This window comes from Limnohabitans rimovensis (SeqCode) (assembly GCF_965234775.1).
Taxonomy (GTDB): domain Bacteria; phylum Pseudomonadota; class Gammaproteobacteria; order Burkholderiales; family Burkholderiaceae_C; genus Limnohabitans; species Limnohabitans rimovensis.
The window spans coordinates 417,691-440,544 of sequence record NZ_OZ248562.1; the positions used below are offsets into that span (position 1 = coordinate 417,691).

Annotated in this window: 19 protein-coding genes and 1 riboswitch; of the genes, 9 read left to right on the plus strand and 10 right to left on the minus strand. The window is 61.7% G+C overall.

Annotated features, from left to right (window positions below; translation table 11 throughout):
• Nucleotides 1–9 precede the first annotated feature (9 nt).
• A complete protein-coding gene (locus AC8GFZ_RS02030) occupies nt 10–696 on the plus strand; it encodes an isochorismatase family protein (RefSeq protein WP_506641840.1) in 687 nt (228 codons plus the stop codon).
• Between the two features lie 25 nt (nt 697–721).
• On the plus strand, nt 722–1,708 hold the full coding sequence (locus AC8GFZ_RS02035) for a Bug family tripartite tricarboxylate transporter substrate binding protein (protein WP_506641842.1): 987 nt from the start codon (nt 722–724) through the stop codon (nt 1,706–1,708).
• Nucleotides 1,709–1,755: 47 nt separating this feature from the next.
• Here AC8GFZ_RS02035 and AC8GFZ_RS02040 read toward each other — a convergent pair whose 3' ends face one another.
• The 3 genes from AC8GFZ_RS02040 to earP form a co-directional block, all read right to left on the minus strand.
• Nucleotides 1,756–2,619, minus strand: coding sequence for an LOG family protein (locus AC8GFZ_RS02040; protein WP_506641844.1), 864 nt, complete (start codon nt 2,617–2,619; stop codon nt 1,756–1,758).
• 70 nt (nt 2,620–2,689) lie between these two features.
• On the minus strand, nt 2,690–3,244 hold the full coding sequence (gene efp / locus AC8GFZ_RS02045; RefSeq protein ID WP_506641846.1) for an elongation factor P: 555 nt from the start codon (nt 3,242–3,244) through the stop codon (nt 2,690–2,692).
• A gap of 114 nt (nt 3,245–3,358) precedes the next feature.
• A complete protein-coding gene (gene earP / locus AC8GFZ_RS02050; protein WP_506641848.1) occupies nt 3,359–4,696 on the minus strand; it encodes an elongation factor P maturation arginine rhamnosyltransferase EarP in 1,338 nt (445 codons plus the stop codon).
• A 40-nt stretch (nt 4,697–4,736) separates the two neighbouring features.
• Between earP and uvrC the strand changes: the two genes are divergently transcribed.
• The 3 genes from uvrC (at nt 4,737) to AC8GFZ_RS02065 (ending at nt 8,585) form a co-directional block, all read left to right on the plus strand.
• Nucleotides 4,737–6,632, plus strand: a complete 1,896-nt coding sequence (gene uvrC / locus AC8GFZ_RS02055) for an excinuclease ABC subunit UvrC (RefSeq protein ID WP_506641850.1) — start codon at nt 4,737–4,739, stop codon at nt 6,630–6,632.
• 69 nt (nt 6,633–6,701) lie between these two features.
• Nucleotides 6,702–7,508, plus strand: coding sequence for an SDR family oxidoreductase (locus AC8GFZ_RS02060; RefSeq protein ID WP_506641852.1), 807 nt, complete (start codon nt 6,702–6,704; stop codon nt 7,506–7,508).
• Between the two features lie 39 nt (nt 7,509–7,547).
• Entirely contained in the window at nt 7,548–8,585 is a 1,038-nt protein-coding gene (locus AC8GFZ_RS02065; RefSeq protein ID WP_506641854.1) for an L-idonate 5-dehydrogenase, read from the plus strand.
• 108 nt (nt 8,586–8,693) lie between these two features.
• Here AC8GFZ_RS02065 and serB read toward each other — a convergent pair whose 3' ends face one another.
• The 3 genes from serB to mfd form a co-directional block, all read right to left on the minus strand.
• Nucleotides 8,694–9,419 (minus strand): phosphoserine phosphatase SerB, encoded by a 726-nt coding sequence (gene serB, locus AC8GFZ_RS02070; protein WP_506641856.1) that lies wholly within the window; start codon nt 9,417–9,419, stop codon nt 8,694–8,696.
• A gap of 38 nt (nt 9,420–9,457) precedes the next feature.
• The gene (locus AC8GFZ_RS02075; protein WP_506641858.1) at nt 9,458–10,501 is read right to left on the minus strand and encodes an STAS-like domain-containing protein; all 1,044 of its coding nucleotides are present in this window, start codon (nt 10,499–10,501) and stop codon (nt 9,458–9,460) included.
• A 124-nt stretch (nt 10,502–10,625) separates the two neighbouring features.
• Nucleotides 10,626–14,114, minus strand: coding sequence for a transcription-repair coupling factor (gene mfd / locus AC8GFZ_RS02080; RefSeq protein WP_506641860.1), 3,489 nt, complete (start codon nt 14,112–14,114; stop codon nt 10,626–10,628).
• Between the two features lie 228 nt (nt 14,115–14,342).
• Between mfd and ispD the strand changes: the two genes are divergently transcribed.
• Together ispD and ispF are read left to right on the plus strand one after the other, a co-directional pair.
• A complete protein-coding gene (ispD, locus tag AC8GFZ_RS02085; RefSeq protein WP_506641862.1) occupies nt 14,343–15,083 on the plus strand; it encodes a 2-C-methyl-D-erythritol 4-phosphate cytidylyltransferase in 741 nt (246 codons plus the stop codon).
• A complete protein-coding gene (ispF, locus tag AC8GFZ_RS02090) occupies nt 15,080–15,568 on the plus strand; it encodes a 2-C-methyl-D-erythritol 2,4-cyclodiphosphate synthase (protein ID WP_506641864.1) in 489 nt (162 codons plus the stop codon). Before ispD ends, ispF begins: the two co-directional genes overlap by 4 nt.
• Here the strand turns inward: ispF and AC8GFZ_RS02095 are convergent.
• The gene (locus AC8GFZ_RS02095; protein ID WP_506641866.1) at nt 15,552–16,247 is read right to left on the minus strand and encodes a winged helix-turn-helix domain-containing protein; all 696 of its coding nucleotides are present in this window, start codon (nt 16,245–16,247) and stop codon (nt 15,552–15,554) included. The genes ispF and AC8GFZ_RS02095 overlap by 17 nt on opposite strands.
• 420 nt (nt 16,248–16,667) lie before the next feature.
• Here AC8GFZ_RS02095 and AC8GFZ_RS02100 point away from each other — a divergent pair, with 420 nt between their 5' ends.
• Together AC8GFZ_RS02100 and AC8GFZ_RS02105 are read left to right on the plus strand one after the other, a co-directional pair.
• A complete protein-coding gene (locus AC8GFZ_RS02100; RefSeq protein ID WP_506644194.1) occupies nt 16,668–17,558 on the plus strand; it encodes an alpha/beta fold hydrolase in 891 nt (296 codons plus the stop codon).
• A 14-nt stretch (nt 17,559–17,572) separates the two neighbouring features.
• On the plus strand, nt 17,573–19,789 hold the full coding sequence (locus AC8GFZ_RS02105) for a RelA/SpoT family protein (RefSeq protein WP_506641868.1): 2,217 nt from the start codon (nt 17,573–17,575) through the stop codon (nt 19,787–19,789).
• Nucleotides 19,790–19,802: 13 nt separating this feature from the next.
• Here AC8GFZ_RS02105 and nrdR read toward each other — a convergent pair whose 3' ends face one another.
• The 3 genes from nrdR to AC8GFZ_RS02120 all read right to left on the minus strand — a co-directional run bounded on the left by nrdR (nt 19,803) and on the right by AC8GFZ_RS02120 (nt 22,595).
• Nucleotides 19,803–20,252, minus strand: coding sequence for a transcriptional regulator NrdR (nrdR, locus tag AC8GFZ_RS02110; protein WP_506641870.1), 450 nt, complete (start codon nt 20,250–20,252; stop codon nt 19,803–19,805).
• A gap of 9 nt (nt 20,253–20,261) precedes the next feature.
• Nucleotides 20,262–21,506 carry a serine hydroxymethyltransferase gene (glyA, locus tag AC8GFZ_RS02115; RefSeq protein ID WP_506641872.1) on the minus strand — a complete coding sequence of 415 codons (1,245 nt, stop codon included), beginning with the start codon at nt 21,504–21,506 and terminating at the stop codon, nt 20,262–20,264.
• Nucleotides 21,507–21,554: 48 nt separating this feature from the next.
• A riboswitch (ZMP/ZTP riboswitch) is annotated at nt 21,555–21,690 on the minus strand.
• A 98-nt stretch (nt 21,691–21,788) separates the two neighbouring features.
• The gene (locus AC8GFZ_RS02120) at nt 21,789–22,595 is read right to left on the minus strand and encodes a lytic transglycosylase domain-containing protein (protein WP_506644196.1); all 807 of its coding nucleotides are present in this window, start codon (nt 22,593–22,595) and stop codon (nt 21,789–21,791) included.
• Nucleotides 22,596–22,854: the final 259 nt, after the last annotated feature.

Here is a 22,854-nt window from a genome sequence, read left to right on the forward strand (position 1 = left end):
GATAAGCACATGGGTACCTCAGATCAAGTTCACCCCTTTGTATGGCCTCAATACGTGTTAGACCGGGTCATGGCCAAACGCGGGCAACTGCATGTGTACCCGTCTTTCTCAGCGGCCGAGACAGCATTGCTGGTGATTGACATGCAAAATTTTTATGTGGCCGAGGTGCCCACCGCGCGGGCCATCGTGCCCCACATCAACCAGTTGGCGCATGCGCTGCGGCAAAAAGGCGGTACGGTGGCATGGGTCAACATGACGGCGGGCAAAGGCGGTGAAAGCCTTTGGTCGACCTATCACGACCACTTTTTCACGCCCGAAAAAGCAGCGCGCCACCGCGATCAGCTGTCTGAGGGGGCGGAAGGACACGCGCTGTATCCAGCGCTCCACACCCAGTCCAGCGATTGGATGGTTTGGAAAACCCGGTTCTCCCCGTTCATCGCGGGGAGCTCCCAACTGGATTCGATGCTGCGCGCCAAGCGCATCAGCAACTTGATTGTGGTGGGCACGGCGACCAATATGTGTTGCGAGTCCGCAGCCCGTGACGCCATGATGCTGGACTATCGCGTGATCATGGTGGCCGACGCCTGTGCGGCCCGCTACGATGAAGACCACATGGCCGGGCTGACATCGTTCTATCAAAGTTTTGGCGATGTTCGACTGACCCAAGAGGTGATCGATGAAGTTTTACGCCCTTAATGGGCATGGCCAACGAAAGGGTTCGATGAAATCTCCTGTCCTGAACCGCCGCCAAGTGGCTGCCGCCTTCGCCCTGGCGCCTGTGGCGGCCAGTTTTCCCATTGCGGCGCAGCCTGTGCTGCCCAAAAACATCACTTTGCTGGTGCCCCAAAACGCAGGCGGCTCCAATGACGTCATGGCCCGTGCGGTGGCCGCCAGGCTGCCCGCCTTGATCGGCGCCAGCGTGGTGGTGGAAAACCGAACCGGTGCCGGTGGCAATGTGGGCTCGGCGTATGTGGCCAAGTCCGGGCCCAAAGACGGAAGCCTGTGGTTGGTCACCATCAACAGCACCCAAGCCATCAACCCGGCGCTGTACAAAAACACCGGCTTTGACCCCATCAACGACTTTGAGCCCGTGGCCGCCATTGCCCTGGTGCAACATGTCATCGTGGTCAGCCCCAAACAGGCGGTGAACAACCTCTCTGATGTGGTGGCCCTGGCCCGGCGCGACCCTGGCAAATACAGCTATGGCTCCGCGGGCAATGGGACTTTTTCGCATTTGCTCATGGAGATGCTGAAAAAATCCCAGGGCGTGAACCTGACCCACATCCCCTACAAAGGCGTGGCCCCTGCCTTGACCGACGTGATCAGTGGCAATGTGAATTACTTGGTCAGCACGGTTCCCGCTTGTTTGCCCTTCATCAAAAGCGGCCAGCTCAAAGCTTTGGCCGTGACATCCATGCAGCGCGCGCCGGCTTTGCCCGATGTGCCCTTGGCTCATGACAGCGTCCCTGGCTTGGTGGGTGAGTTGTGGGTGGCGGTGTACGCACCCAAAGGCGTGGCCAGGGAGTTGATTGAGCAAATGCGCAAAGCCGTGACCACGCTGCAAGCGCAGCCGGAGATGGAAAACTTTTTGGCGGCCCAAGGGGCCAGTGTGCTCAGGGCTGGCCCTGCAGAGTTGATGGCCATGACCCGAGATGAAATCAGCAAATGGGCTGCTGTGGTGCGCGACTCCGGCATGACCGTCGACTGAATGCGCACCGGCACAGGGCACGCATCAGCGTGCTGCTGATGCCTGGGTCAAGGCTTGTAAAAGCCCTGGATGAAGCGCCAAGCCTCGTCCACATCGTCGATGAATTGAAACAAGTTCAGGTCTTCGGGCGAAATCACGCCCTCTTCAACCAACACCGACAGGTTCAACACCCGCTTCCAGTATTCACTGCCAAACAGCACCACGGGCACGGGCTTGGCTTTTTTGCATTGGATCAGGGTCAGGGTTTCAAACAACTCGTCCAGCGTGCCAAAGCCGCCAGGGAAAGCCACCAAGGCGCGGGCGCGCATCATGAAGTGCATTTTGCGCAGCGCAAAGTAGTGAAATTTAAAACTCAGGCCCGGGGTGATGTAGGGATTGGGTTCTTGCTCGTGGGGCAGGGCGATGTTCAGGCCCACGCTGATGCCGCCCGCTTCTTGGGCGCCGCGGTTGGCCGCCTCCATGATGCCCGGGCCGCCCCCGGTGCAGACAAACATTTGCTCGGCTTTGACCTGGCTGAGGCTGTGTTCGGCCACCCTTCGCCCAAAGGCGCGGGCCATTTCGTAATAGCGGGCGTTTTTCAGCAAGGTTTGGGCGCGCGCGATGGCGCTGGCGTCTCCACTGGCCTGGGCCACGCGCAAATGTTCCTGGGCGTCTTGTTCGGAGCGGAAACGCGCGCTGCCAAACACCACCACGGTGTGTTCAATGCCGCGCTCTTGCTGGGCCAAATCGGGTTTGAGCATTTCCAGTTGAAACCGGATGCCACGGGTCTCGCGGCGCAGCAAAAACTCGGGGTCGGCAAAGGCCAAGCGGTTGGAGTCGACTTGCAGCGCCTCGCCTTGGGTGTGCTGGGCTTGCAGCACCTCCCAGGCCTGGGCCAGGGGGTGATCGCGGATGTCGTGGGTGCTGTCCATGGGGTGTCTCCTGGGTGGGTCCATGAAAAAAGGCCCCCAGTGGGAGCCTTCTCGCAGGGGTGGTTTGGGCTTAGACGCGGCGGCGGTACTCGCCGGTGCGGGTGTCGATTTCGATGCGGTCGCCTTGGGCCACAAAAATCGGCACGCCCACTTCAAAGCCGGTGGCGATTTTCGCTGGTTTGAGCACTTTGCCGGAAGTGTCGCCTTTGACGGCAGGCTCGGTCCAGGTCACTTCGCGCTCGACGCTGGTGTGCAACTCCACCGAAATGGCCTTGCCTTCGTAAAACACCACTTCGCCGGGCATGCCTTCTTCCAGGTAGTTGAGCGAGTCGCCCATGTTTTCGGCTTCGACTTCGTACTGGTTGTATTCCGAGTCCATCCACACATACATGGGGTCGGCAAAGTAGGAGTAGGTGCATTCCTTCTTGTCGAGCACGATTTGGTCCATCTTGTCGTCGGCCTTGAACACCACTTCGGTGCCAAAGTTGGCGATCAGGCTTTTGAGCTTCATGCGCACGGTGGCGGAGTTGCGCCCCCCACGGCTGTATTCGGTTTTGAGCACGACCATCGGGTCTTTGCCGTGCATGATGACGTTGCCGGCGCGAATTTCTTGAGCTATTTTCATGATTTCTGGGGGTTGTCGGTATCAAACAGGGGCCGCGGAAACAGCCTGGGGCCTGGATTGGGAACAAGGCACTCGCGGCGCATCCTGTTCACAAAGCCGCTCATTTTAGCCATGTCACCCTTGTGGGCTGGGTTCGGCGCTCTTGGCAGCGGCAAAGGCGGTCAATTGCTGGGCCAAATCCGGTTGGGCCAGCAGGCCGTGGCGCACTTCGCGCACCCATTCACGCCAGGCATTCAGTTGGGGTACCGACAAGCTTGGCGACGCTTGGGCGCTGTCGGCATTCCAGGCCTGGTGGGCCTGCACCAGGTCGGCAGGAGCTTTGAACCGGCTTAAAAAAGCCCCCAGCTTGGTGTGGTGCACGCCATCGCCTTGCGGGTAAATTTGCCACATGAAGGCTTGGCCGGCCCAGATGGCGCGCACCCAAGAATCTTCGCCGCGCACCAAATTCAGGTCGTGCTGGGCCAGCAAGGCATCGAACGCGACCTGGCTGACCCAAGGCAAATGGGTGATGCGCAGCGCCCCGTCGCCAGCGCTTCCACGCTGGTCTTGCCAGGCTTGCACCCCCCGGCTGGCGCGCCCGGCACACACCGACAAATCGATGGGTTGCGGCCCGTCGGCCCAAGCCGTGAGCCAAGTTGGCAAGGACGCGGGCTCGTAGCAAAAGAGCAGCACGCGCAAAGCAGCTTGGGGCGCATGACCCTGGGCGCTGCCCACTGGGGTGGGGTGGCCCAAAGCGCTGATGCCTTCGGCGTTGCCGTTAGAGAAGGTTGAGGTGAGGGCCGGGGCAGAGGCAGCGTTCAGCGCCTTCGGGTCGGTCTGTTGGGTTGCCAAGGTTTTAGGCGGCCAGGGGTGCAGCAAACCGCCGGTTTGGGCCGTGAAGCCGGGGTAAAAAAACCACTTTTGCAAACCCTGCGCTGGGCCGCTCATCACTGGCGAGGGCAGGCCATGCAAGCGCTCCACATGGGCCTCGGCGCTCAGGTATTCCAGGTTGATCCACACGGGTGCTGGGCGTTCGGCAGCCAAGGCGGCTTGCACCATGTCGGGCAACTCACAACCAAAAGCTTCAATCACCCCATGCAGCATGGGCGGGCTTGACCCTTCGGACGCCGACACGGTTAGCGCAGTGGGCGCGTTTGGCGGCTGTGCCAAGGGGGTGATCAAGGGGTGGGGCTGAACGGGCCAGGCGTTGACGCTGGGCCAGGGCAGGACTTGAACGCCGGGGTGGCCGTTGGGGGCCATCCATTGCAAATCGGTGGCCTGGTCCACCCACAAGCGCACCGTCGACCCCAAGGCAGCCAAATGGCAGGCCAGTCGCCAACACACCCCCAGGTCGCCGTGGTTGTCGATCACCCGGCAAAACACGTCCCACTGCATCGCGGGCTGGGGTGTTCCGGCGTCGGCATGGACCAAGTGGGGCAGGGCGGCAGGGCGGGTGTGGGCCAGATCGGGCATGGCCGTTTATACCTTGAGCGCGCACGGCACAATGCGGCGCATGAGTGACAAAGCTGCGGGTGCATTCCCCCTTGAACTGCTGGCCCAAGTCGCGGCATTGCCGGCGCTGCCTGGCGTGTACCGCTACTTCGATGCCGACAACCAAGTGCTGTATGTTGGCAAAGCCAATCATTTGAAACGACGTGTCTCCAGCTATTTCCAGCGCGAGCACGGCGGCACGCGCATTGGGCACATGGTCGGCAAGATTGCCCGCATGGAGACCACCGTGGTGCGCTCCGAGGCCGAGGCCTTGCTGCTGGAGAACAACCTCATCAAAAGCCTCAAGCCGCGCTACAACATTTTGTTTCGCGACGACAAGAGCTACCCCTATGTGAAGATCACCCATGCGCGCGACACGGGCAGTGAGGCCACCGATGCGGGCCCGCCCAAATCGCACCAAGTCGCGCGCATGGTGTATTACCGGGGTGCGGTGGACAAGCGGCACGATTACTTTGGCCCCTATCCCAGTGTGTGGGCGGTGCGCGAGGCCATGGAGCTGATCCAAAAAGTGTTTCGCCTGCGCACCTGCGAGGACACGGTGTTCAACAACCGCTCGCGCCCTTGTTTGCTGTACCAAATTCGGCGCTGCTCGGGGCCTTGCGTGGGCCACACCTCGCTGGCCCAGCACGCGCGCGATGTCGACAGCGCCCAGCGCTTGTTGCGTGGCGAAACCCAAGAGGTGATGCAAGACCTGGAGCGGCGCATGTTGGCCCATGCCGACAAGCTGGAGTTTGAGCAAGCAGCCGATTTGCGCAACCAGTTGAGTGCGCTGTCCAAGGTGCTGCACCAGCAAGCGGTGGACACCGTGGACGATCGCGATGTGGACATCTTGGCCGTGCGCGTGCAAGGCGGCAAAGCCTGTGTCAATCTGGCCATGGTGCGCGGTGGGCGCCACTTGGGTGACAGGCCTTACTTTCCGGCCCATGTGGACGATGCGCAGCCGGTTGAGGTGTTGCAAGCCTTTGTGGCACAGCATTATTTGGAGGTGCCGGTGCCCCCCACCTTGGTCGCCAGCCACCCGATCGAAAAAACCTTGCTGGCGGCCTTGAGCGAGCAAACCGGGGTGCGCATCCACGCGGTGCACCAACCGCGCGAACAGCGCCGGGTGTGGTTGGACATGGCTTTGCAAAACGCCGAGTTGCAACTCAACCGATTGCTCGCCGAAGAAGGCTCGCAACAAGCGCGCACCCGCGCTTTGGCCGACGCCATGGAACTGGCTGTGGAAGACCTGGACGGCCTGCGCATCGAATGCTTTGACATTTCGCACACGGCGGGCGAAGCCACCCAAGCCTCTTGCGTGGTGTTTCAACACCACAAAATGCAGTCCAGCGAATACCGCCGCTACAACATCGAAGACATCACCGGCGGCGACGACTACGCGGCCATGCGCCAAGTGCTGGTGCGCCGCTACAGCAAGCTGGCCGAGGCGGTGCGCGCCGGTGAGGGGCGCTTGCCCGACCTGGTGTTGATCGACGGCGGCAAGGGCCAAGTGGGCGTGGCGCGCGAGGTCTTTGAACAACTGGGATTGGATTTGTCGCGCATCGTCGGCGTGGAAAAGGGCGAGGGCCGCAAAGTGGGCTTGGAAGAACTGGTGTTTGCCGATGGCCGCGACAAACTCACCCTGCCCAAAGACTCAGCGGCCTTGATGCTGTTTGCCCAAATCCGCGATGAGGCGCACCGCTTTGCCATCACCGGCATGCGGGCCAAGCGCGCCCAGGTGCGAACCGGCGCCAGCAAATTGGAAGACATCGCCGGCATCGGCCCCAAAAAGCGCGCCAAGTTGTTGCAGCGCTTTGGCGGCGTGCGCGGCGTGGCCGACGCCAGCGTGCAAGACCTGTGTGCGGTGGAAGGCATATCGCCCGAGCTGGCCCAGAGCATTTACCAGGCCTTGCGCTGAGTCCACAGTGGCTGGGGGTGGGTGTTTGCCCGGTGTGCTGGCACAGGGCCGCCACCTAGAATGCTACGCATGAATACCACCCCCACTTCCTCCTTGCCAGCCGCGCTGGCCATGTTCAATTTGACCGGCCGCGTGGCCTTGGTCACCGGTTCGGGCAGCGGCATTGGCCTGGCCCTGGCCGAGGGCTTGCGCAGCGCCGGTGCGCGGGTGGTGCTCAATGGGCGCAACCGCGATAAGTTGCAAGCCGCCGCCGACAAATTGCGCCAACTGCCGGGCCCAAGCGAGGGTGTTTTTATCCAGGCGTTTGATGCCACCGATGGTGCTGCGGTCAAGGCTGGAGTGGCGGAGATCGAGCGCAACGTGGGCCCCATCGATATTTTGGTCAACAACGCGGGCATGACGTTTCGATCTTCTTTGGAAACATTTCCACCCGAGCAATGGCACAACATCATGCGCACCAACTTGGACAGCGCGTTTTACGTGTCTCAAGCCGTGGTGCCCGGCATGATCGCGCGCAAAGCGGGCAAGATCATCAACATCTGCTCGGTCATGAGCGAGTTGGGCCGCCCGGGCACCGCGCCCTACACCGCCTCCAAGGGCGCTTTGAAGATGCTCACCAAAGGCATGGCCGTGGATTGGGGGCCGCACGGCATCCAGGTCAATGGCATTGGCCCGGGTTACTTCAAAACCGAACTCACCGAGGCCCTGGTCAACGACGCCACCTTCAGCGGTTGGTTGATTGGGCGCACACCCGCCAAGCGTTGGGGCCAGGTGCAAGACCTGGTGGGTGCGGCGGTGTTCCTCAGCAGCGACGCATCGGCCTTTGTCAATGGCCATGTGTTGTATGTGGACGGCGGCGTCACCGCCTCGCTGTAAACCGCAGATTTTTCTTTTTCTAACCGTCAGAGTTGCCTCATGCCCCAAGCCCTTGTGATCCACGGCGCCAACGATTTGCGCATTGAAGAAACCGAAGCCGAACCCTTGGGCGAGCACCAGTTGCGGGTGCACATGCGCGCCGGGGGTATTTGCGGTTCAGACCTGCATTACTACCAACACGGCGGCTTTGGCACGGTGCGGGTCAAGCAGCCCATGGTGCTGGGTCACGAGGTATCGGGCCAGGTGGTGGCCGTGGGTGCGCAGGTGCAGGGCATCAGCATGGGCACACGGGTGGCCATCAGCCCCAGCCGGCCCTGTGGCCACTGCATGTTTTGCCAACAAGGTCAGCACAGCCATTGCCTGCACATGCGGTTCTACGGCAGTGCCATGCCGTGGCCGCACATCCAAGGCGCGTTTCGGCAAGAGATGGTGATCGAGGCCTGGCAAGCCCATGCCGTGGCCGACCATGTGAGCGATGGCGAGGCGGCCATGGCCGAACCGCTGTCGGTGGCTTTGCATGCGGTGCGCCGCGCGGGTTCCTTGGCAGGGGCCAAGGTGCTGGTCACCGGTTGCGGCCCGATCGGTTCGCTGTGCGTGTTGGCGGCCCGCTGGGCGGGTGCGGCCGAGGTGGTGGCCACCGACATCACCGACCAAACCCTGGCCCGCGCGCGTTTGGTGGGTGCCGACCACACCATCAACACCGCCACCACGCCCGAGGGCTTGGACGCGTACAAAGCCAACAAGGGCCACTTTGATGTGCTGATCGAGGCCAGTGGCAATGCCAAAGCCTTGGTGGCAGCCTTTGAGGTGCTGCGCCCGCGCGGCGTGATCGTGCAAGTGGGTACCGGTGGCGACACCACCATCCCGATGAATGTGCTGGTGGCCAAAGAGTTCGAGTGGCGCGGCACCTTTCGCTTCCACGAAGAGTTTGCCCTGGCCGTGGCACTGATGAACCAACGCCGGGTGGACGTCAAACCCCTGATCAGCCACAGCTTGCCGCACACTGAATTTGCCCAGGCTTTTGCGCTGGCCGCCGACCGCACCAAGTCGATGAAGGTGCAACTCAGCTTCGCTTGAGCGCAGGGCGATCGCGCCTTGCTGATCCAGTAATGCCGATTCGGGCCTCACGCGTCTTGGCGCACGTTGGATGTTGGTGATGTCTGGGCTGCTGGGTGAGCACCGGCGTCAAACGGGCTGCACCACTTCGAGCAAGCGGTCCAAGCCACCTTCCTCGATGGACACCATGGCCTGGGCCCGCACGGCGGGTTTGGCGTGGTAGGCCACCGATAAACCCGCCAAGCCCATCATGGGCAAATCGTTGGCGCCGTCGCCCATGGCAATGGCTTGGGCCGGTGCAATGCCCAGTTGCGCGCAAGATTGCGCCAACTTGCGGCGTTTTTCTTCGCCGTCGCAAATATCGCCCCAGTCTTGGTCAACCAAGCGACCTGTGAGCACCCCATTGGCCACTTCGAGAACATTGCTGCGGGTCTCGTCCAAGCCCAGCAGGTCGCGAATGCGGTCGGTGAAAAAGGTGAAGCCGCCACTGACCAGCAAGGTTTTGAGGCCTGCGCGTTGACAGGCTTGCACCAGGGCTTGCGCCCCCGGGTTCAAGCGCAGCCGGTGTTGGTAAACCTCGTGCAAGGCGGATTCGGGCACGCCTTGGAGCAAAGCCACCCGTTGGCGCAAGCTGTCTTTGTAGTCTTTGATCTCGCCGCGCATGGCGGCTTCGGTGATCGCCGCCACCTCGGCCTTGCGACCGGCGGCATCGGCGATTTCGTCCACGCATTCGATGTTGATCAGCGTCGAGTCCATGTCAAACGCGATCAACTTGAAGTCGTGCAATCGCAAGGGGGCGTTGAAACCTTGGATGTTCAAGCCTGGGGCAAATGGGGTGGGAGCGGATGGGTTCATGGGTTGGTGTGGTTGATCAGGGGCTGCGCAGGAGGGTTTCAACGCTTGACAAACAAACCCACCAACTGCGCCACGGCGGGTGTCATGCCCATGGTTTGGAGTTGAATTTGCGGGTGGGCCAAGGCGAAAACACGAAACACCTCATCGACAAAGGCTTGGCCGACATGGTTGACGCCTTCAAAGTCAAGGATGACGGTTTTGAATTGGCTCGCTCGCTCCATCACCCACTTGGCTTGCGATCTTGAAACCAGTTCGCTGCTGAGTTGGGCCAAGCGCACGGGGATTTCGGTGGTGTGGAAGGCCTCAGCACCGATTTCCTCGGGTTCAAAGTATTTCAAATACACATCCTTGGCGGTGCGCGTGCTGTCCTGTGCAATCGACATGCGCAATACCGTCCCCACCGGATGCGGTTTGAGCCCCGCAGCGATGTCGATCCAGTTGAAAGCGCCCAAGGGGTGGCTGCTGTCATGGGGGTCAAAGTGCAGACCTTGAGACTCGATGGCAAACCCATCCATCATGCGCGAAGAAACAAAAATGCCCATGCCGGAGTGGCCTTCAGGCGCTGTGGTGAACTTTCCTTTGGCCAATTCAAGAATGGCCAAGCGCGGGTCAAACAAGTTGGCTGCTTTGGCGACCTTGGCAAACACGCCCACGCCATCATCGGCGACCACCATTTGCAATTGACCATCGCTCCAATGCAGTCCCATGAGCACATTGTGCGCTTGTGAATGGTCCAAGGCGTTGTTCAGCATTTCGGTGAACGCCGTGTTGGCCAGGCTTTTGACATTGGCGCGCAAGTCTTCCAGCAGGGGGGCCAAATGGCGCTCCCAGATGGCCATCTCACCACCCCTGCGCACCATGTCCAAACGCGGCAGACGCCCCATCCAAAAGCGGCGCACACCCAAGCTGTAGCTGGGCCGGGTGCCCGAGCCATGCCGCTGCAAATAAGCAGCTTGGGTCAGTTTTTGCAAACGACGGGAAACGGCGACCCGCGAAAGACCGGTTTGTTCACTGGCCAGACTCGGCAATGCGCCGCCCTGCGTGGCGCAGGCGATGATGATTGCATCGTTGAAGTCTTGCATTTGTATCTTTAGATTGTCGCAAAGATGCCCTAATTGTATCGTTTAACAAAATTCATTGCATCGCTTGAGGCTGGTTTGCCCGCTGATGGGTTGAAAACCACAGATTGATGCATTGCCGCACCGATCAGCTGACCGTTGCGGTTGACCGAGTTTCTGGGGCCGTGGGCTCGCCCAGCGAGCGCAGGATTTCACGCACCAGTTGGGCGCGCTCGTTCGGCGTGGCCAGGGCGCGCTCGATGCGCAACTTGTCGTTGCCGGCGAGCTTGATGTGTTTGTTTTTTTGCACCAACTGAATGATGCGCATGCCGTCCACCGGGGCGTGGGGTTTGAAGGCGATCAAGATGACGCTGGGCGTGGCATCCACTTTGGCCACGCCATAGGGCCGTGCCAGCACCCGCAAGCGGTGCACATCGATCAGGGTTTGGGCTTGCGCAGGCAATTGGCCAAAGCGATCGACGATCTCTTCGAGCAAGCCGTCGATCTGATCGGGGGTTTGGGCGCTGGCGAGCTTTTTGTAAAAGCTCAGGCGCAGGTGCACGTCGCCACAGTAGTCCTCGGGCAGCAAAGCCGGGGCGTGCAGGTTGATGTCGGTGACCGCGGCAAAGGGTTTGAGCAGATCGGGCTCTTCGCCGTTTTTGAGGGCACGCACTGCCTCGGAGAGCATCTCGTTGTACAGCTGGAAACCCACCTCATGCATGTTGCCGCTTTGGTTTTCGCCCAGCACCTCGCCCGCACCCCGAATTTCCAGGTCGTGCATGGCCAGGTAAAAGCCTGAGCCCAACTCTTCCATTTGTTGGATGGCGTCGAGCCTTTGTTGGGCTTGTTTGGTCAGGCTTTGGGTGTCGGGCACCATCAAATAGGCATAGGCTTGGTGGTGGCTGCGCCCCACGCGCCCGCGCAACTGGTGCAACTGGGCCAGGCCAAATTTGTCGGCGCGGCTGATCAAGATGGTGTTGGCGCTGGGCACGTCGATGCCGGTTTCAATGATGGTCGAGCACAGCAGCACATTGAAGCGCTGGGCCACAAAGTCGCGCATCACCCGCTCCAAGTCGCGCTCGGGCATTTGGCCGTGGGCCACCGCAATGCGGGCTTCGGGTAAAAATTCTTCCAGCCGTTGCTTGCGGTTTTCGATGGTCTCGACCTCGTTGTGCAAAAAATAGCACTGGCCACCGCGCTTGAGCTCGCGCAACACCGCCTCGCGGATCACGCCTTGGCCTTCGTCGCGCACAAAGGTTTTGATCGCCAAGCGCCGTTGGGGTGCGGTGGCGATCACGCTCAATTCGCGCAAGCCTTCCAGGGCCATGCCCAGGGTGCGCGGGATGGGCGTGGCGGTGAGGGTGAGCACATCGACCTCGGCGCGCAAGGCCTTCATGGTTTCTTTGTGGCGCACGCCAAAGCGGTGTTCTTCGTCAATCACCAACAGACCCAGGTCTTTGTACTTGACCGATTCGCTCAGCAGCTTGTGCGTGCCCACCACGATGTCCACGCTGCCGTTGGCCAAGCCGACCAAGGTCGCGTTGACCTCTTTGGCCGAGCGAAAGCGGCTGACCTCGGCCACCTTGACCGGCCACTTGGCAAAGCGGTCGGTGAGGGTTTGGAAATGTTGTTCGGCCAGCAAGGTGGTGGGGGCCAAAAACGCCACCTGCTTGCCGCCGGTGATGGCCACAAAGGCGGCGCGCAAAGCCACCTCGGTTTTGCCAAAGCCCACATCGCCGCAGACCAAGCGGTCCATCGGGCGCGGGCTGATCATGTCTTGGATCACCGCATGGATGGCCGCGCGTTGGTCGGCGGTTTCTTCAAAACCAAAGTCGTTGGCAAACACCTCGTAGTCCGCCGCGCTGTAGCGAAACGCGTGACCGGTGCGTGCCGCACGGCTGGCGTAGATGTTGAGCAACTCGGCGGCCACGTCGCGGATTTGCTCGGCCGCTTTGCGCCGCGCTTTGTCCCATTGGCCCGAGCCCAAGCGGTGCAGCGGGGCTTCATCGGCGCTCACGCCGGTATAGCGGCTGATCAGGTGCAGCTGGCTGACCGGCACATACAGCACCGCTGCTTCGGCGTATTCCAGGTGCAAAAACTCTTGCAAGGTCGGGCTGCCATCGGCTTGCGGCGCGGCCCCCATGTCCAGGTGCACCAATCCCCGGTAGCGGCCAATGCCGTGGGCGCTGTGCACCACCGGGTCACCCACATTCAGCTCGGCCAGGTCTTTGATCAAGGCCTGCACATCGCTGACTTGCTCTTGTTTGTGGCGGCGGCGCACACCTGGGCTGGAGGCAAACAACTCGGTCTCGGTGACCAAGTCCAGGCCGCGCTCGATCCAGGCAAAGCCTTGTTGCAAAGCGGCGGTGGCCATGCCCCAAGGCGCGTCGCTGGCCTCAAAGGCGGCCAAATCGTCAAACGCCGCCACGCTCAGGCCGCTGGCGCGCACAAAGTCGAGCAAGCTCTCGCGCCGGCCTGCGCTTTCGGCCAAGATCAGCACCCGCCGTTGGCTGGTAGCGGCGTGGGTTTTCAAGTGGATCAAGGGGTCGGAGGCACCGCGCAAGGCCTGCAAACCGCTCAACGACTGAACCCAGGCGTTGTCGGCCGCGTCACCGCTGTGTTCGCGCAGGGCCAATTGCCCGTGGTGGTTGGCGGCGGTGTAGAACGCCTCGGCGCTCAAAAACAAGCTGGCCGGGGGCAGCACCGGGCGCTCGGGGTCGCCGCGCACCAAGCGGTGGCGCTCTTGGGTGTCTTGCCAAAAATGGGCAAAGGCTGCGTCCAAGTCGCCATGCAAAGCCACCAGGGCCTGTGGGCCCAGGTAATCAAACACCGTTGCGGTGTCGTCAAAAAACAAGGGCAGGTAGTACTCAATGCCCGCCGTGGCCATGCCATTGCCCATGTCTTTGTAAATGCGGCTTTTGGTCGGGTCGCCTTCGAGCAATTCGCGCCAGCGGCTGCGAAATTTGGCGCGCGCTGCCTCGTCCATGGGGAACTCGCGCCCGGGCAGCAAGCGCACCTCGGGCACCGGGTACAAGCTGCGTTGGCTGTCGGGGTCAAAGGTGCGGATGGAGTCGACTTCGTTGTCGAACAAATCCACCCGGTAAGGCACCAAGGAGCCCATTGGGAACAGGTCGATCAAGCCACCCCGCACCGCGTATTCACCCGGGCTGACCACCTGGGTCACGTGGTTGTAGCCGGCCAGGGTGAGTTGGGCGCGCAGGGCGGCCTCATCAAGCTTTTGCTTGACCTTGAAGTGAAAGGTGTAGCCGGCCAAAAATGAGGGCGGCGCCAACCGGTACAGCGCGGTGGTGGCGGGGATCAGCACCACATCGGCCTGGCCTTGCGAAATTTGCCACAGCGTGGCCAGGCGTTCGCTGATCAGGTCGTGGTGTGGCGAAAAACTGTCGTAAGGCAGGGTTTCCCAGTCGGGAAACAGCACGCAGCGCAGGTCGGGGGCAAAAAACACCATCTCCTCCAGCAGGCGCTGGGCATCGCTGGCATTGGCCGTGACCACCGCCACGCTGCGCCCGGCGCTGCATTCGCGGCTGGCCCATTGGGCCAACAGCAAAGCGTCGGCGCTGCCCGCCGGGCGGGGTAGGGCGTGGCGTTTGCCAGGGCTGAGGGTGGGGATGTGCATGGGCTTGAGTGACCGACAAAAACAAGCCACCCCAGGCCAACGGGCATGGGGTGGTGTTGGGCGATTTTAGGGGGCAGTCGTTTTGCCCATGTGGGCGCGCATCGGGCACCTTGGTCGGGGCAGTTAGGGGCTGTGGCGCTCATTCGACACCATGCCTGGGGCATCCCATGGACGTGGATGAGGGTTTTCAGCTGATGGGCCCAGGGTGCCCCTCTACAATCAAATGCGATGCACGCTGCCCCTGCAAATCCCCTTTTTCACGCCCTGATTCCCTGCGCTGGCACGGGCAGCCGTGCGGGCACGGCACAGCCCAAGCAGTACCAATGGATCGCGGGCCAGCCCATGGTCATGCACACCGTTCAGGCGCTGGCGCAGGTGCCTCAACTCCACACTGGCTGGCTGGTTGTGTCGCCGCAAGACCCGTATGAGTGGCCCACACCAGGATGGCCTGAGCGCTTTCAGCGGGTGGCGTGTGGGGGTGACAGCCGTGCTGAGAGTGTGTTCAACGGCTTGAAGGCCATGTTGGCGGCGGGCTTGAGCGGACAGGACTGGGTGCTGGTGCACGACGCCGCGCGGTGCCTGGTGTCGCCTGAATCGGTGAACCACCTGATCGACACCTGCCAACACGATGCGGTGGGTGGTTTGCTGGCCTTGCCCTTGCCCGACACCCTGAAAAGCGAAGCTGGTGGGCGCGTGGCGGCCACCCTGCCACGTGAGCACAAATGGCTGGCGCAAACGCCGCAAATGTTTCGCTTGCAGGTGTTGCACGATGCCCTGGCCCAGGTGGCCGGTGGCGGTTTTGTGGGCATCACCGATGAAGCCAGTGCCATCGAGCGCTTGGGGCTGCAGCCCCGTTTGGTCGAAGGCTCGGCACAAAACTTCAAAGTCACTTACCCGGCCGACTTTGCCTTGGCCGAGGCCGTTTTGGCGGCCCGCGCCAGCACACCCACACACAAGGAATTTTCATGACTCCCATGATGCGCATTGGCGAGGGTTGGGACGTGCATGCCCTGGTGCCGGGGCGAGCCTTGGTCGTGGGGGGGGTGTCCATCGACCACCCACGGGGCTTGCTGGGCCACTCTGACGCGGATGTGTTGCTGCATGCCATCACCGACGCGCTGCTGGGCGCGGGGGCGCTGGGTGACATTGGCAGCCACTTCCCCGACACCGATGCCCAGCACCGGGGCGCTGACTCGCTGGTGTTGTTGCGCGAGGTCGGTCAACGGGTGCGGCAAGCGGGGTATGAAATTGGCAACATTGACGCCACCATCGTGGCCCAAGCGCCGCGCATGGCACCTCACATCGCTCTGATGCGCGAGCGCATTGCCCAGGCTTTGGGTGTGGCGGTGGGGCAGGTGAATGTGAAGGCCAAAACGGCGGAAAAACTGGGCCCCGTGGGTCAGGGCCAGAGCATGGAAGCGCGGGCCGTGGCCCTGATCATTTCCCAGGCGTGAACACGTAGCCCGAGCCCCACACGGTTTGCAAAAACCGGGGCTGGTTGGGCTCTTCTTCGATGATTTTGCGCAAACGCGCCACCTGCACATCCAAGCTTCGGTCGTTGTCAGCCAAGCGCCGGCCCATGACCATCATGGCCAATTCTTGGCGCTCCAGGGGTTGACGCGGGTGGCTCACCAAAACCTTCAGCAATTCGTACTCGCGGGTGGTCAGGTGAACGGGTTTTTTGCCTTTTTCCAAGGTGCGCTCGGTCAAATCAAGCACAAAGGGTCCAAAGCGAAAGCGCTCTGGCGCGGTCACTTTGGCCGGGCGATGAAGCCGGCGCAAACACGCTTGGATGCGCGCCAACAGCACCCGAGGGTTGACCGGTTTGATCAAAAAGTCATCGGCACCGACCTCGAGCGCCATGATCTGGTCAATCGGATCGCTGCTCGAGGACATCATGAAAATGGGGAACTCCAGGCCTTGTTGGCGCAATTGCCGCAGCACCGACATGCTTTTGCCATCGGCCAGGGTGCCGATGATCAACAAATCGGGGGCCGCACCCGCCGCCAAGGCTGCGTTCAAGCCTTCGGCGTTGGTGAGTGACTTCACCTGGTAACCCGATTTGCCCAAAAAGTTGGCCTGCAATTGCAAGCTGAGGGGCTCACTCTCAGCAAGCCATAAAGCATTATTCATGATTTTGTAGAAATTATTAAAGATGAATAAGAGAAATTTTCGATCGATTTTTATAACAAAAATGAAACTTGATTTGTAAGTTGCAAATTTTTTGCAAATATTATTCTTTTTTCCATTTCAAATGTCATCGTAATTCTTGTTGTTGTTGTTTTCGTGTGACAGTTTCCTCTTTTTTTGTGCGAATGGCGACTTTAGCAAAAAATATGTTTTTTTGTGTAATTTATAGTTAATTTTTGTATGGCGTTCCCGGTGTTTCTAAAGATTTATGGGCAATGACAGCTGGCTTTCAGCTGGCGTGGTTAGGATGAAAGCCTGTATCCACCGAGGCACCCGCTTGTGACCCCGTCCACTGCTTTGACCCCAGATCTGCATTTCGTGACATGTCCCAGCCAGCCCCTGGCCGATGGCCGAGCGCGGCGCATGGCGTATTGGCAATGGGGCGACCCGCAGGCCGCGCATGTGGTGCTGTGCGTGCACGGCCTGAGCCGCCAGGGGCGCGACTTCGATGTGCTGGCCCAGGCCTTGTGTGCGCGCTCGCCACAACCCTTGCGCGTGGTGTGCCCCGATGTGGCGGGGCGCGGCCACAGCGACTGGTTGGCCGACCCGATGGCCTACCAGTTGCCGACCTATGCGGGCGACATGTTGACCTTGGTTGCGCATTTGCAGGCCCAAGCGCCCGTGGCTCATCTGGATTGGGTGGGCACCAGCATGGGCGGTCTCATCGGCCTGTTGCTGGCTGGGCAAACTGCCTTGCAGCAAGCCAGCCCCACCTGGGTGCCGATCACCCGTTTGGTGCTCAATGACGTGGGGCCGGTGGTGGCTTGGCGCTTCATCGAGCGGCTGCGCACTTATATCGGGCAGACCGGCCAATTCGACAGCCAGCAAGCCGGTGCCGACCACCTGCGGCGCATCTCACCCGGCTTTGGCCCGCACACCGATGCCCAGTGGTTGGCCCTCAGCACGCCCATGCTCAAGCCCTTGCCCAACGGCGGGTGGACCTTGCATTACGACCCCGCGCTGGCCCAGCCAGTGCACGCCCTGACCCCCGAGGCGGCACAGCAGGGCGAAGCCTTGTTGTGGCAGTTGTACGACCAAATTCACTCGCGCACCTTGCTGTTGCGAGGGGCCGATTCCGATTTGCTCACCCCCGAAGTGGCCCAGGCCATGCAGCAGCGCGGGCCGCGTGCCCAGCGCGTTGACTTGCCCGGTGTGGGCCATGCCCCGACCTTGGTGGCCGACGATCAAGTGGCCGCGGTGGCTTCCTTCTTGCTCACAAGAGGGACATCAACAGAGACATGGGCAGGGACATGAACCAGGAAGCCCCCATGGCTGATGCGAAGCTGCCCGCACCGGAGATCACGCCGGTGTTGGCGCTGGTCAATGCGTCGGCCGATGAGGGCGAGGGCCTGCTCGAGCGTGCCCGCGCCTTGACAGAACCCTTGTTGGTGGGCGAAACCTTCGATGGCGGTGAAAACCATTGGCAGCATGCCCAAGAAATGGCCCACATCTTGGCGGGCATTGGGGGCTCGACCGCGATGCAAGCCGCTTGTTATTTGGTCTATGCCTGCGACCATTTGAGCAAACCTGCCGAGGTGTTGGGCAAGGCCTTTGGCCCGGGCTTGGCCAGCTTGGCCATCGAAACCCACAAGCTGTTGCATGTGCAGCGCCAAACGCGGCGGGGCATGCGCGCTGCGGGTGCCGAAGCCGGCACCGACAGCACCATGGCGAGCGAAAACGTGCGCAAGATGCTGTTGGCGTTTTCGCGCGATTTGCGCGTGGTGCTGCTGCGCTTGGCCTCGCGGCTGCAAACCCTGCGCCACATGGCGGCCCACAAACTTGCCGTGCCGCCAGACCTGGCGCAAGAAACCTTGCAGGTGTTTGCCCCCTTGGCCAACCGTTTGGGCATTTGGCAGCTCAAGTGGGAACTGGAAGATTTGTCCTTTCGGTTCCTGGAGCCCAGCACCTACCGCGAGGTGGCGGCCATGCTGGACGAAAAACGCGTCGAGCGCGAGGCCTTCATGGCCGAATGGGTGCAGCGCCTGCAAGCCGACTTGAAAACCCAGCACATCCAGGCCCAAGTGCACGGGCGGCCCAAACACATCTACAGCATCGTCAAAAAAATGCGCGGCAAATCGCTGCCTTTTGCCCAGGTGTTTGACATCCGCGCGGTGCGGGTGGTGGTCGACAGCGTGCCCGATTGCTACGCCGCCCTGAGCTGGGTGCACAGCCATTTCACCCCCTTGGTCGAGGAGTTTGACGACTACATCGCCCGCCCCAAAAGCAATGGCTATCAGTCGCTGCACACGGTGGTGCGCGATGCGCAGGGCCGGGCCATTGAGGTGCAAATCCGCACCCAGGCCATGCATGCCCATGCCGAGCTGGGCGTGGCCGCGCATTGGGCCTACAAAGAAGCCGGCAGCAAAGGCTACGCCGGTGTGGCCGCATCCAAAGCCGCCAGCGACAAGATTGCCCTGATGCGCCAGCTGCTGGCCTGGGAGCGCGAGATGACCGGCGCGGGCGAATCCGACCCAGGTGCAGCGGCCATGCAGCATGACCGCATTTATGTGCTCACGCCGGACGCGGCGGTGGTCGAGTTGCCGGTGGGTGCCACGGGGGTGGATTTTGCTTACACCGTGCACACCAATTTGGGCCACCGCTGCCGTGGCGTGCGCGTGGATGGGCAGATGGTGCCCTTGAGCACCCCGCTGGACAACGGCCAAACGGTGGAGGTCATCGCCGCCAAAGAGGGTGGCCCTTCCCGCGACTGGCTCAACCCCGACCTGGGCTTTTTGGCCAGCGCCCGGGCGCGGGCCAAGGTGCGCGCCTGGTTCAATGCCCAAGTGGCCCAAGAAACCGTGGCGCGGGGCCGCGAGGCGGTGGAAAAGTTGCTCCAGCGCGAGGGCAAAACCGCCACCCGGCATGAGGACTTGGCCAGCAACTTGGGCTTTGCCAGTGCCGAAGACTTGTTTGAGGCGGTGGGCAAAGACGAGTTTTCGCTGCGCACCATCGAGACGTTTTTGCGCCCGATTGAACCCTTGCCCGCCGCCGACGATTGGCTGCGCCACAAGATCAACCGCAAAAGCGCCAGCGCCAGCACCGGTGGCGTGTTGGTGGTGGGCATTGACGCCTTGATGACCGAGCTGGCGCGCTGCTGCCGCCCAGCCCCGCCCGACCCGATTTGTGGCTTTGTCACCCGGGGCAAAGGCGTCAGCGTGCACCGCGCCCATTGCCCCAACTTTGAGCAAATGCTGTTGCGCCAGCCTGACCGGGCCATCGAGGTGCAGTGGCAAGGCCTGGGCGAGGGCGCGGCGGTTTATCCGGTGGATGTGCAGGTGCAAGCGCAAGACCGCCAAGGCTTGTTGCGCGATATTTCAGAGGTGTTGGCGCGCGAAAAAATCAACGTCATTGGCGTGCAAACCCAGTCGGTCAAAGGCACGGCCTGGATGACCTTCACCGTCGAGGTGGGCGACGCGGTGCGCTTGGGCAAGGTGCTGGCCACGGTGCGCAGCGTGGCCGGGGTGGAGTCGGCCCGCCGCCGTTGATGGGCTGCGCTGCTCAGCGGCGGAATTCGTCCACCAAGGACTTGAATTCGTCGATGTCCTCAAAGCTGCGGTACACGCTGGCAAATCGCACATAGGCCACTTTGTCGAGCTTTTTCAGCTCGCGCATGACCAATTCGCCCAACCGGTGCGAGCTGATCTCGCGCAGGCCCGCGGCCAGCACCTTCTCTTCGATGCGCTCCAAAGCGCTGTCAACTTGCTCGGTGCTGACCGGGCGCTTGCGCAAAGACAAGTTCATCGAGGCTTGCAGCTTGCTGCGATCGAACTCGATGCGCCGGCCGTCTTTTTTCACCACCGCGGGGTAGTTGACGTCGGGCCGCTCGTAGGTGGTGAAGCGCTTTTCACACGCCGCGCACTGTCGACGGCGGCGCACAAAGTCGCCGTCTTCGGACATGCGTGTCTCGACCACCTGGGTGTCTTGGTGGGCGCAAAAAGGGCATTTCATGGGTGCGCTTTAGCCATACACCGGAAAGCGGCTGGTCAGGGCATGCACCTTGGCGCGCACGGCGTTGATGTTGGCTTCGTCAGCGGGGTTGTCGAGCACGTCGGCAATCAAATGCGCGGTGGCGCGGGCTTCGTCGTCTTTGAAACCGCGCGTGGTCATGGCTGGGGTGCCAATGCGCACACCGCTGGTGACCATGGGTTTTTCCGGGTCGTTGGGAATGGCGTTTTTGTTGATGGTCATGTGCGCCGCACCCAGGGCTGCTTCGGCGGCTTTGCCGGTGATGTTTTTGGGCCGCAGGTCGACCAACATCACATGGCTTTGGGTGCCACCGCTGACGATGCGCAGGCCGCGCTCGGTGAGGGTTTGGGCCACGATTTGGGCGTTTTTCACCACCTGCTGCTGGTACTCTTTGAAGCCGGGTTGCAAGGCTTCTTTGAAGGCCACCGCTTTGGCCGCGATGACGTGCATCAACGGGCCGCCCTGCAAGCCGGGAAAGATAGCGCTGTTGATGGCCTTTTCATGCGCAGACTTCATCAAGATGATGCCCCCGCGCGGGCCGCGCAGGCTTTTGTGGGTGGTGGAGGTGACCACATCGGCATGCGGCACCGGGTTGGGGTAGACGCCAGCGGCGATCAGGCCCGCATAGTGGGCCATGTCGACCAAAAAGATCGCGCCCACATCTTTGGCCACTTTGGCAAAGCGCGCAAAGTCGATGTGCAAGCTGTAGGCCGAGGCGCCAGCGATGATCAGTTTGGGCTTGTGCTGGTGGGCTTTGGCCTCCATGGCGTCGTAGTCGATTTCTTCTTTGGCGTTCAGGCCGTAGCTGACCACGTTGAACCACTTGCCACTCATGTTCAAGGGCATGCCGTGGGTCAGGTGGCCGCCCTCGGCCAGGCTCATGCCCATGATGGTGTCGCCGGGTTTTAAAAACGCCAGGAACACAGCCTCGTTGGCGGAGGCGCCGCAATGCGGTTGCACATTGGCCGCGTCGGCGCCAAAAATTTGCTTGATCCGGTCGATGGCCAGTTGCTCGACCACGTCGACATGCTCACAGCCACCGTAATAGCGCTTGCCCGGGTAGCCCTCGGCATATTTGTTGGTCAATTGCGAACCCTGCGCGGCCAGCACAGCGGGGGAAGCGTAGTTTTCGCTGGCAATCAGCTCGATGTGGTGCTCTTGGCGGGCGTTTTCGGCCTGGATGGCGGCCCACACTTCGGGGTCGGTTTGTTCAACCAAAAAATTGCGGTGGTACATGGCGGCAGTCTTTCAAATGAAGGACCCTGGCGCGGCCAATGGCTGCGCCCAGGCTGCCCAGGCGAACGGCTAAACACCTGACACCAGGTGGCACGCTCCCCAGTGGTGGGGCCTCAGCAGAAGCCGCGATCCACGTCAGCGGTGGGTGTCAAACCCACGCCTATCGCCAGTTGCGTGCGAGACAGAGTTTACGCCAGTGAAAGACCCCTTGGGTTCCGCCCAGCGGTGCGGGCTGCCAATGCACCTGGCGGCTTGGCGTGGCCGGCATGCCTGCGGCGGGGCTCAACGAAACTTGGTGAGTTTTTGCGCCCGCTCCCACAGCTTTTCAAAGGTGGTGGCGGGTGTTTCGGAGGGCTCGCTGGCGGGCACGCTTTGGCCGGCGGCCACAAGCAGCAGGCGGGCGTGCTCGACCATCACTTTTTGGGCATAGCCGCCGTCCATTTCGCTGTTGCTCGCGCCCACATAAAACTTCAGACCACCCTCGACCGAGCCGCCGGCGCGGGCAATGCACTCTTTGAGCACAGTCACCCCCACCCGCAAATTGGCCACAGGGTCGAAGGCGGCAAATTTACCGCCAAAACCTTCATATTTATCGTAGTGCACCTTGGTCATCACCTGCATCAAACCTTGAGCGCCCATGTTGCTTTGGGCAAAGGGGTTGAAACCCGACTCGATGGCCATGACCGCCAAGATCAGTGTGGGTTCGATTTGGTTGATGGGGCCGACTTCGTAGGCCTCGGCGATCAAGGCGCTGAGCGGTTCGGGTGCCACCCGGTATTTGCGGCTGAGCCAATAGGCCAAATTGGCCTGTTGTTTGGGCAGATCGCGCGGGTCGTTGGCGGTGGCGCGGTCGGCGGCGTCGATGTCGGTGGCAAAGCCCAGGGTGTCGGTTTGCCGCTCTTGCAGCCAAGACATCAGCAGCGCCTCGCCACTGGTGCGCAGGTCGGGGCGCAGGTAAACCGCCAGGCTGACCAAGACCACGGACATGCCGACCAGGGCAAACCCGTTGTGGCCAATCAGAAAAAAGCCTTGACCAATGTCATTGAGCACGGTCACCACCCCCATGCGCAACTGGTGCAGCGCAAGCATGGCTCGGTGGATGGCAGCTTTCAAAGGGTGTCTCCGGGATGAAGGGGTTGGGGCGCAGTGGCGGCCGGCGTGGGGTCCAGTCCGCGGTGGGCCTGGGCAGGTGGCGCAACAGCGCTAGTGGCTGGGGGCCTGTCCCGCAAATGACGGTGTTGGGCATTTTAAAGGCTGTCCGAAGCGGTCTTTGGGGGCCGCCGTGTCAGCCCTGCGCGCTGTGCGGTGACAATAGGCGGTTGGGCCCGCTGGCGCAACCACCCTGGTG

What these genes read in the sequence shown, in the direction of transcription:
- AC8GFZ_RS02030 (WP_506641840.1), top strand. Translation starts at nt 10, where the DNA reads ATGGGTACCTCAGATCAAGTTCACCCCTTTGTATGGCCTCAATACGTG.
- AC8GFZ_RS02035 (WP_506641842.1), top strand. Translation starts at nt 722, where the DNA reads ATGAAATCTCCTGTCCTGAACCGCCGCCAAGTGGCTGCCGCCTTCGCC.
- AC8GFZ_RS02040 (WP_506641844.1), bottom strand. Translation starts at nt 2,619, where the DNA reads ATGGACAGCACCCACGACATCCGCGATCACCCCCTGGCCCAGGCCTGG.
- efp (WP_506641846.1), bottom strand. Translation starts at nt 3,244, where the DNA reads ATGAAAATAGCTCAAGAAATTCGCGCCGGCAACGTCATCATGCACGGC.
- earP (WP_506641848.1), bottom strand. Translation starts at nt 4,696, where the DNA reads ATGCCCGATCTGGCCCACACCCGCCCTGCCGCCCTGCCCCACTTGGTC.
- uvrC (WP_506641850.1), top strand. Translation starts at nt 4,737, where the DNA reads ATGAGTGACAAAGCTGCGGGTGCATTCCCCCTTGAACTGCTGGCCCAA.
- AC8GFZ_RS02060 (WP_506641852.1), top strand. Translation starts at nt 6,702, where the DNA reads ATGAATACCACCCCCACTTCCTCCTTGCCAGCCGCGCTGGCCATGTTC.
- AC8GFZ_RS02065 (WP_506641854.1), top strand. Translation starts at nt 7,548, where the DNA reads ATGCCCCAAGCCCTTGTGATCCACGGCGCCAACGATTTGCGCATTGAA.
- serB (WP_506641856.1), bottom strand. Translation starts at nt 9,419, where the DNA reads ATGAACCCATCCGCTCCCACCCCATTTGCCCCAGGCTTGAACATCCAA.
- AC8GFZ_RS02075 (WP_506641858.1), bottom strand. Translation starts at nt 10,501, where the DNA reads ATGCAAGACTTCAACGATGCAATCATCATCGCCTGCGCCACGCAGGGC.
- mfd (WP_506641860.1), bottom strand. Translation starts at nt 14,114, where the DNA reads ATGCACATCCCCACCCTCAGCCCTGGCAAACGCCACGCCCTACCCCGC.
- ispD (WP_506641862.1), top strand. Translation starts at nt 14,343, where the DNA reads ATGCACGCTGCCCCTGCAAATCCCCTTTTTCACGCCCTGATTCCCTGC.
- ispF (WP_506641864.1), top strand. Translation starts at nt 15,080, where the DNA reads ATGACTCCCATGATGCGCATTGGCGAGGGTTGGGACGTGCATGCCCTG.
- AC8GFZ_RS02095 (WP_506641866.1), bottom strand. Translation starts at nt 16,247, where the DNA reads ATGAATAATGCTTTATGGCTTGCTGAGAGTGAGCCCCTCAGCTTGCAA.
- AC8GFZ_RS02100 (WP_506644194.1), top strand. Translation starts at nt 16,668, where the DNA reads ATGGCGTATTGGCAATGGGGCGACCCGCAGGCCGCGCATGTGGTGCTG.
- AC8GFZ_RS02105 (WP_506641868.1), top strand. Translation starts at nt 17,573, where the DNA reads ATGGCTGATGCGAAGCTGCCCGCACCGGAGATCACGCCGGTGTTGGCG.
- nrdR (WP_506641870.1), bottom strand. Translation starts at nt 20,252, where the DNA reads ATGAAATGCCCTTTTTGCGCCCACCAAGACACCCAGGTGGTCGAGACA.
- glyA (WP_506641872.1), bottom strand. Translation starts at nt 21,506, where the DNA reads ATGTACCACCGCAATTTTTTGGTTGAACAAACCGACCCCGAAGTGTGG.
- AC8GFZ_RS02120 (WP_506644196.1), bottom strand. Translation starts at nt 22,595, where the DNA reads ATGCTTGCGCTGCACCAGTTGCGCATGGGGGTGGTGACCGTGCTCAAT.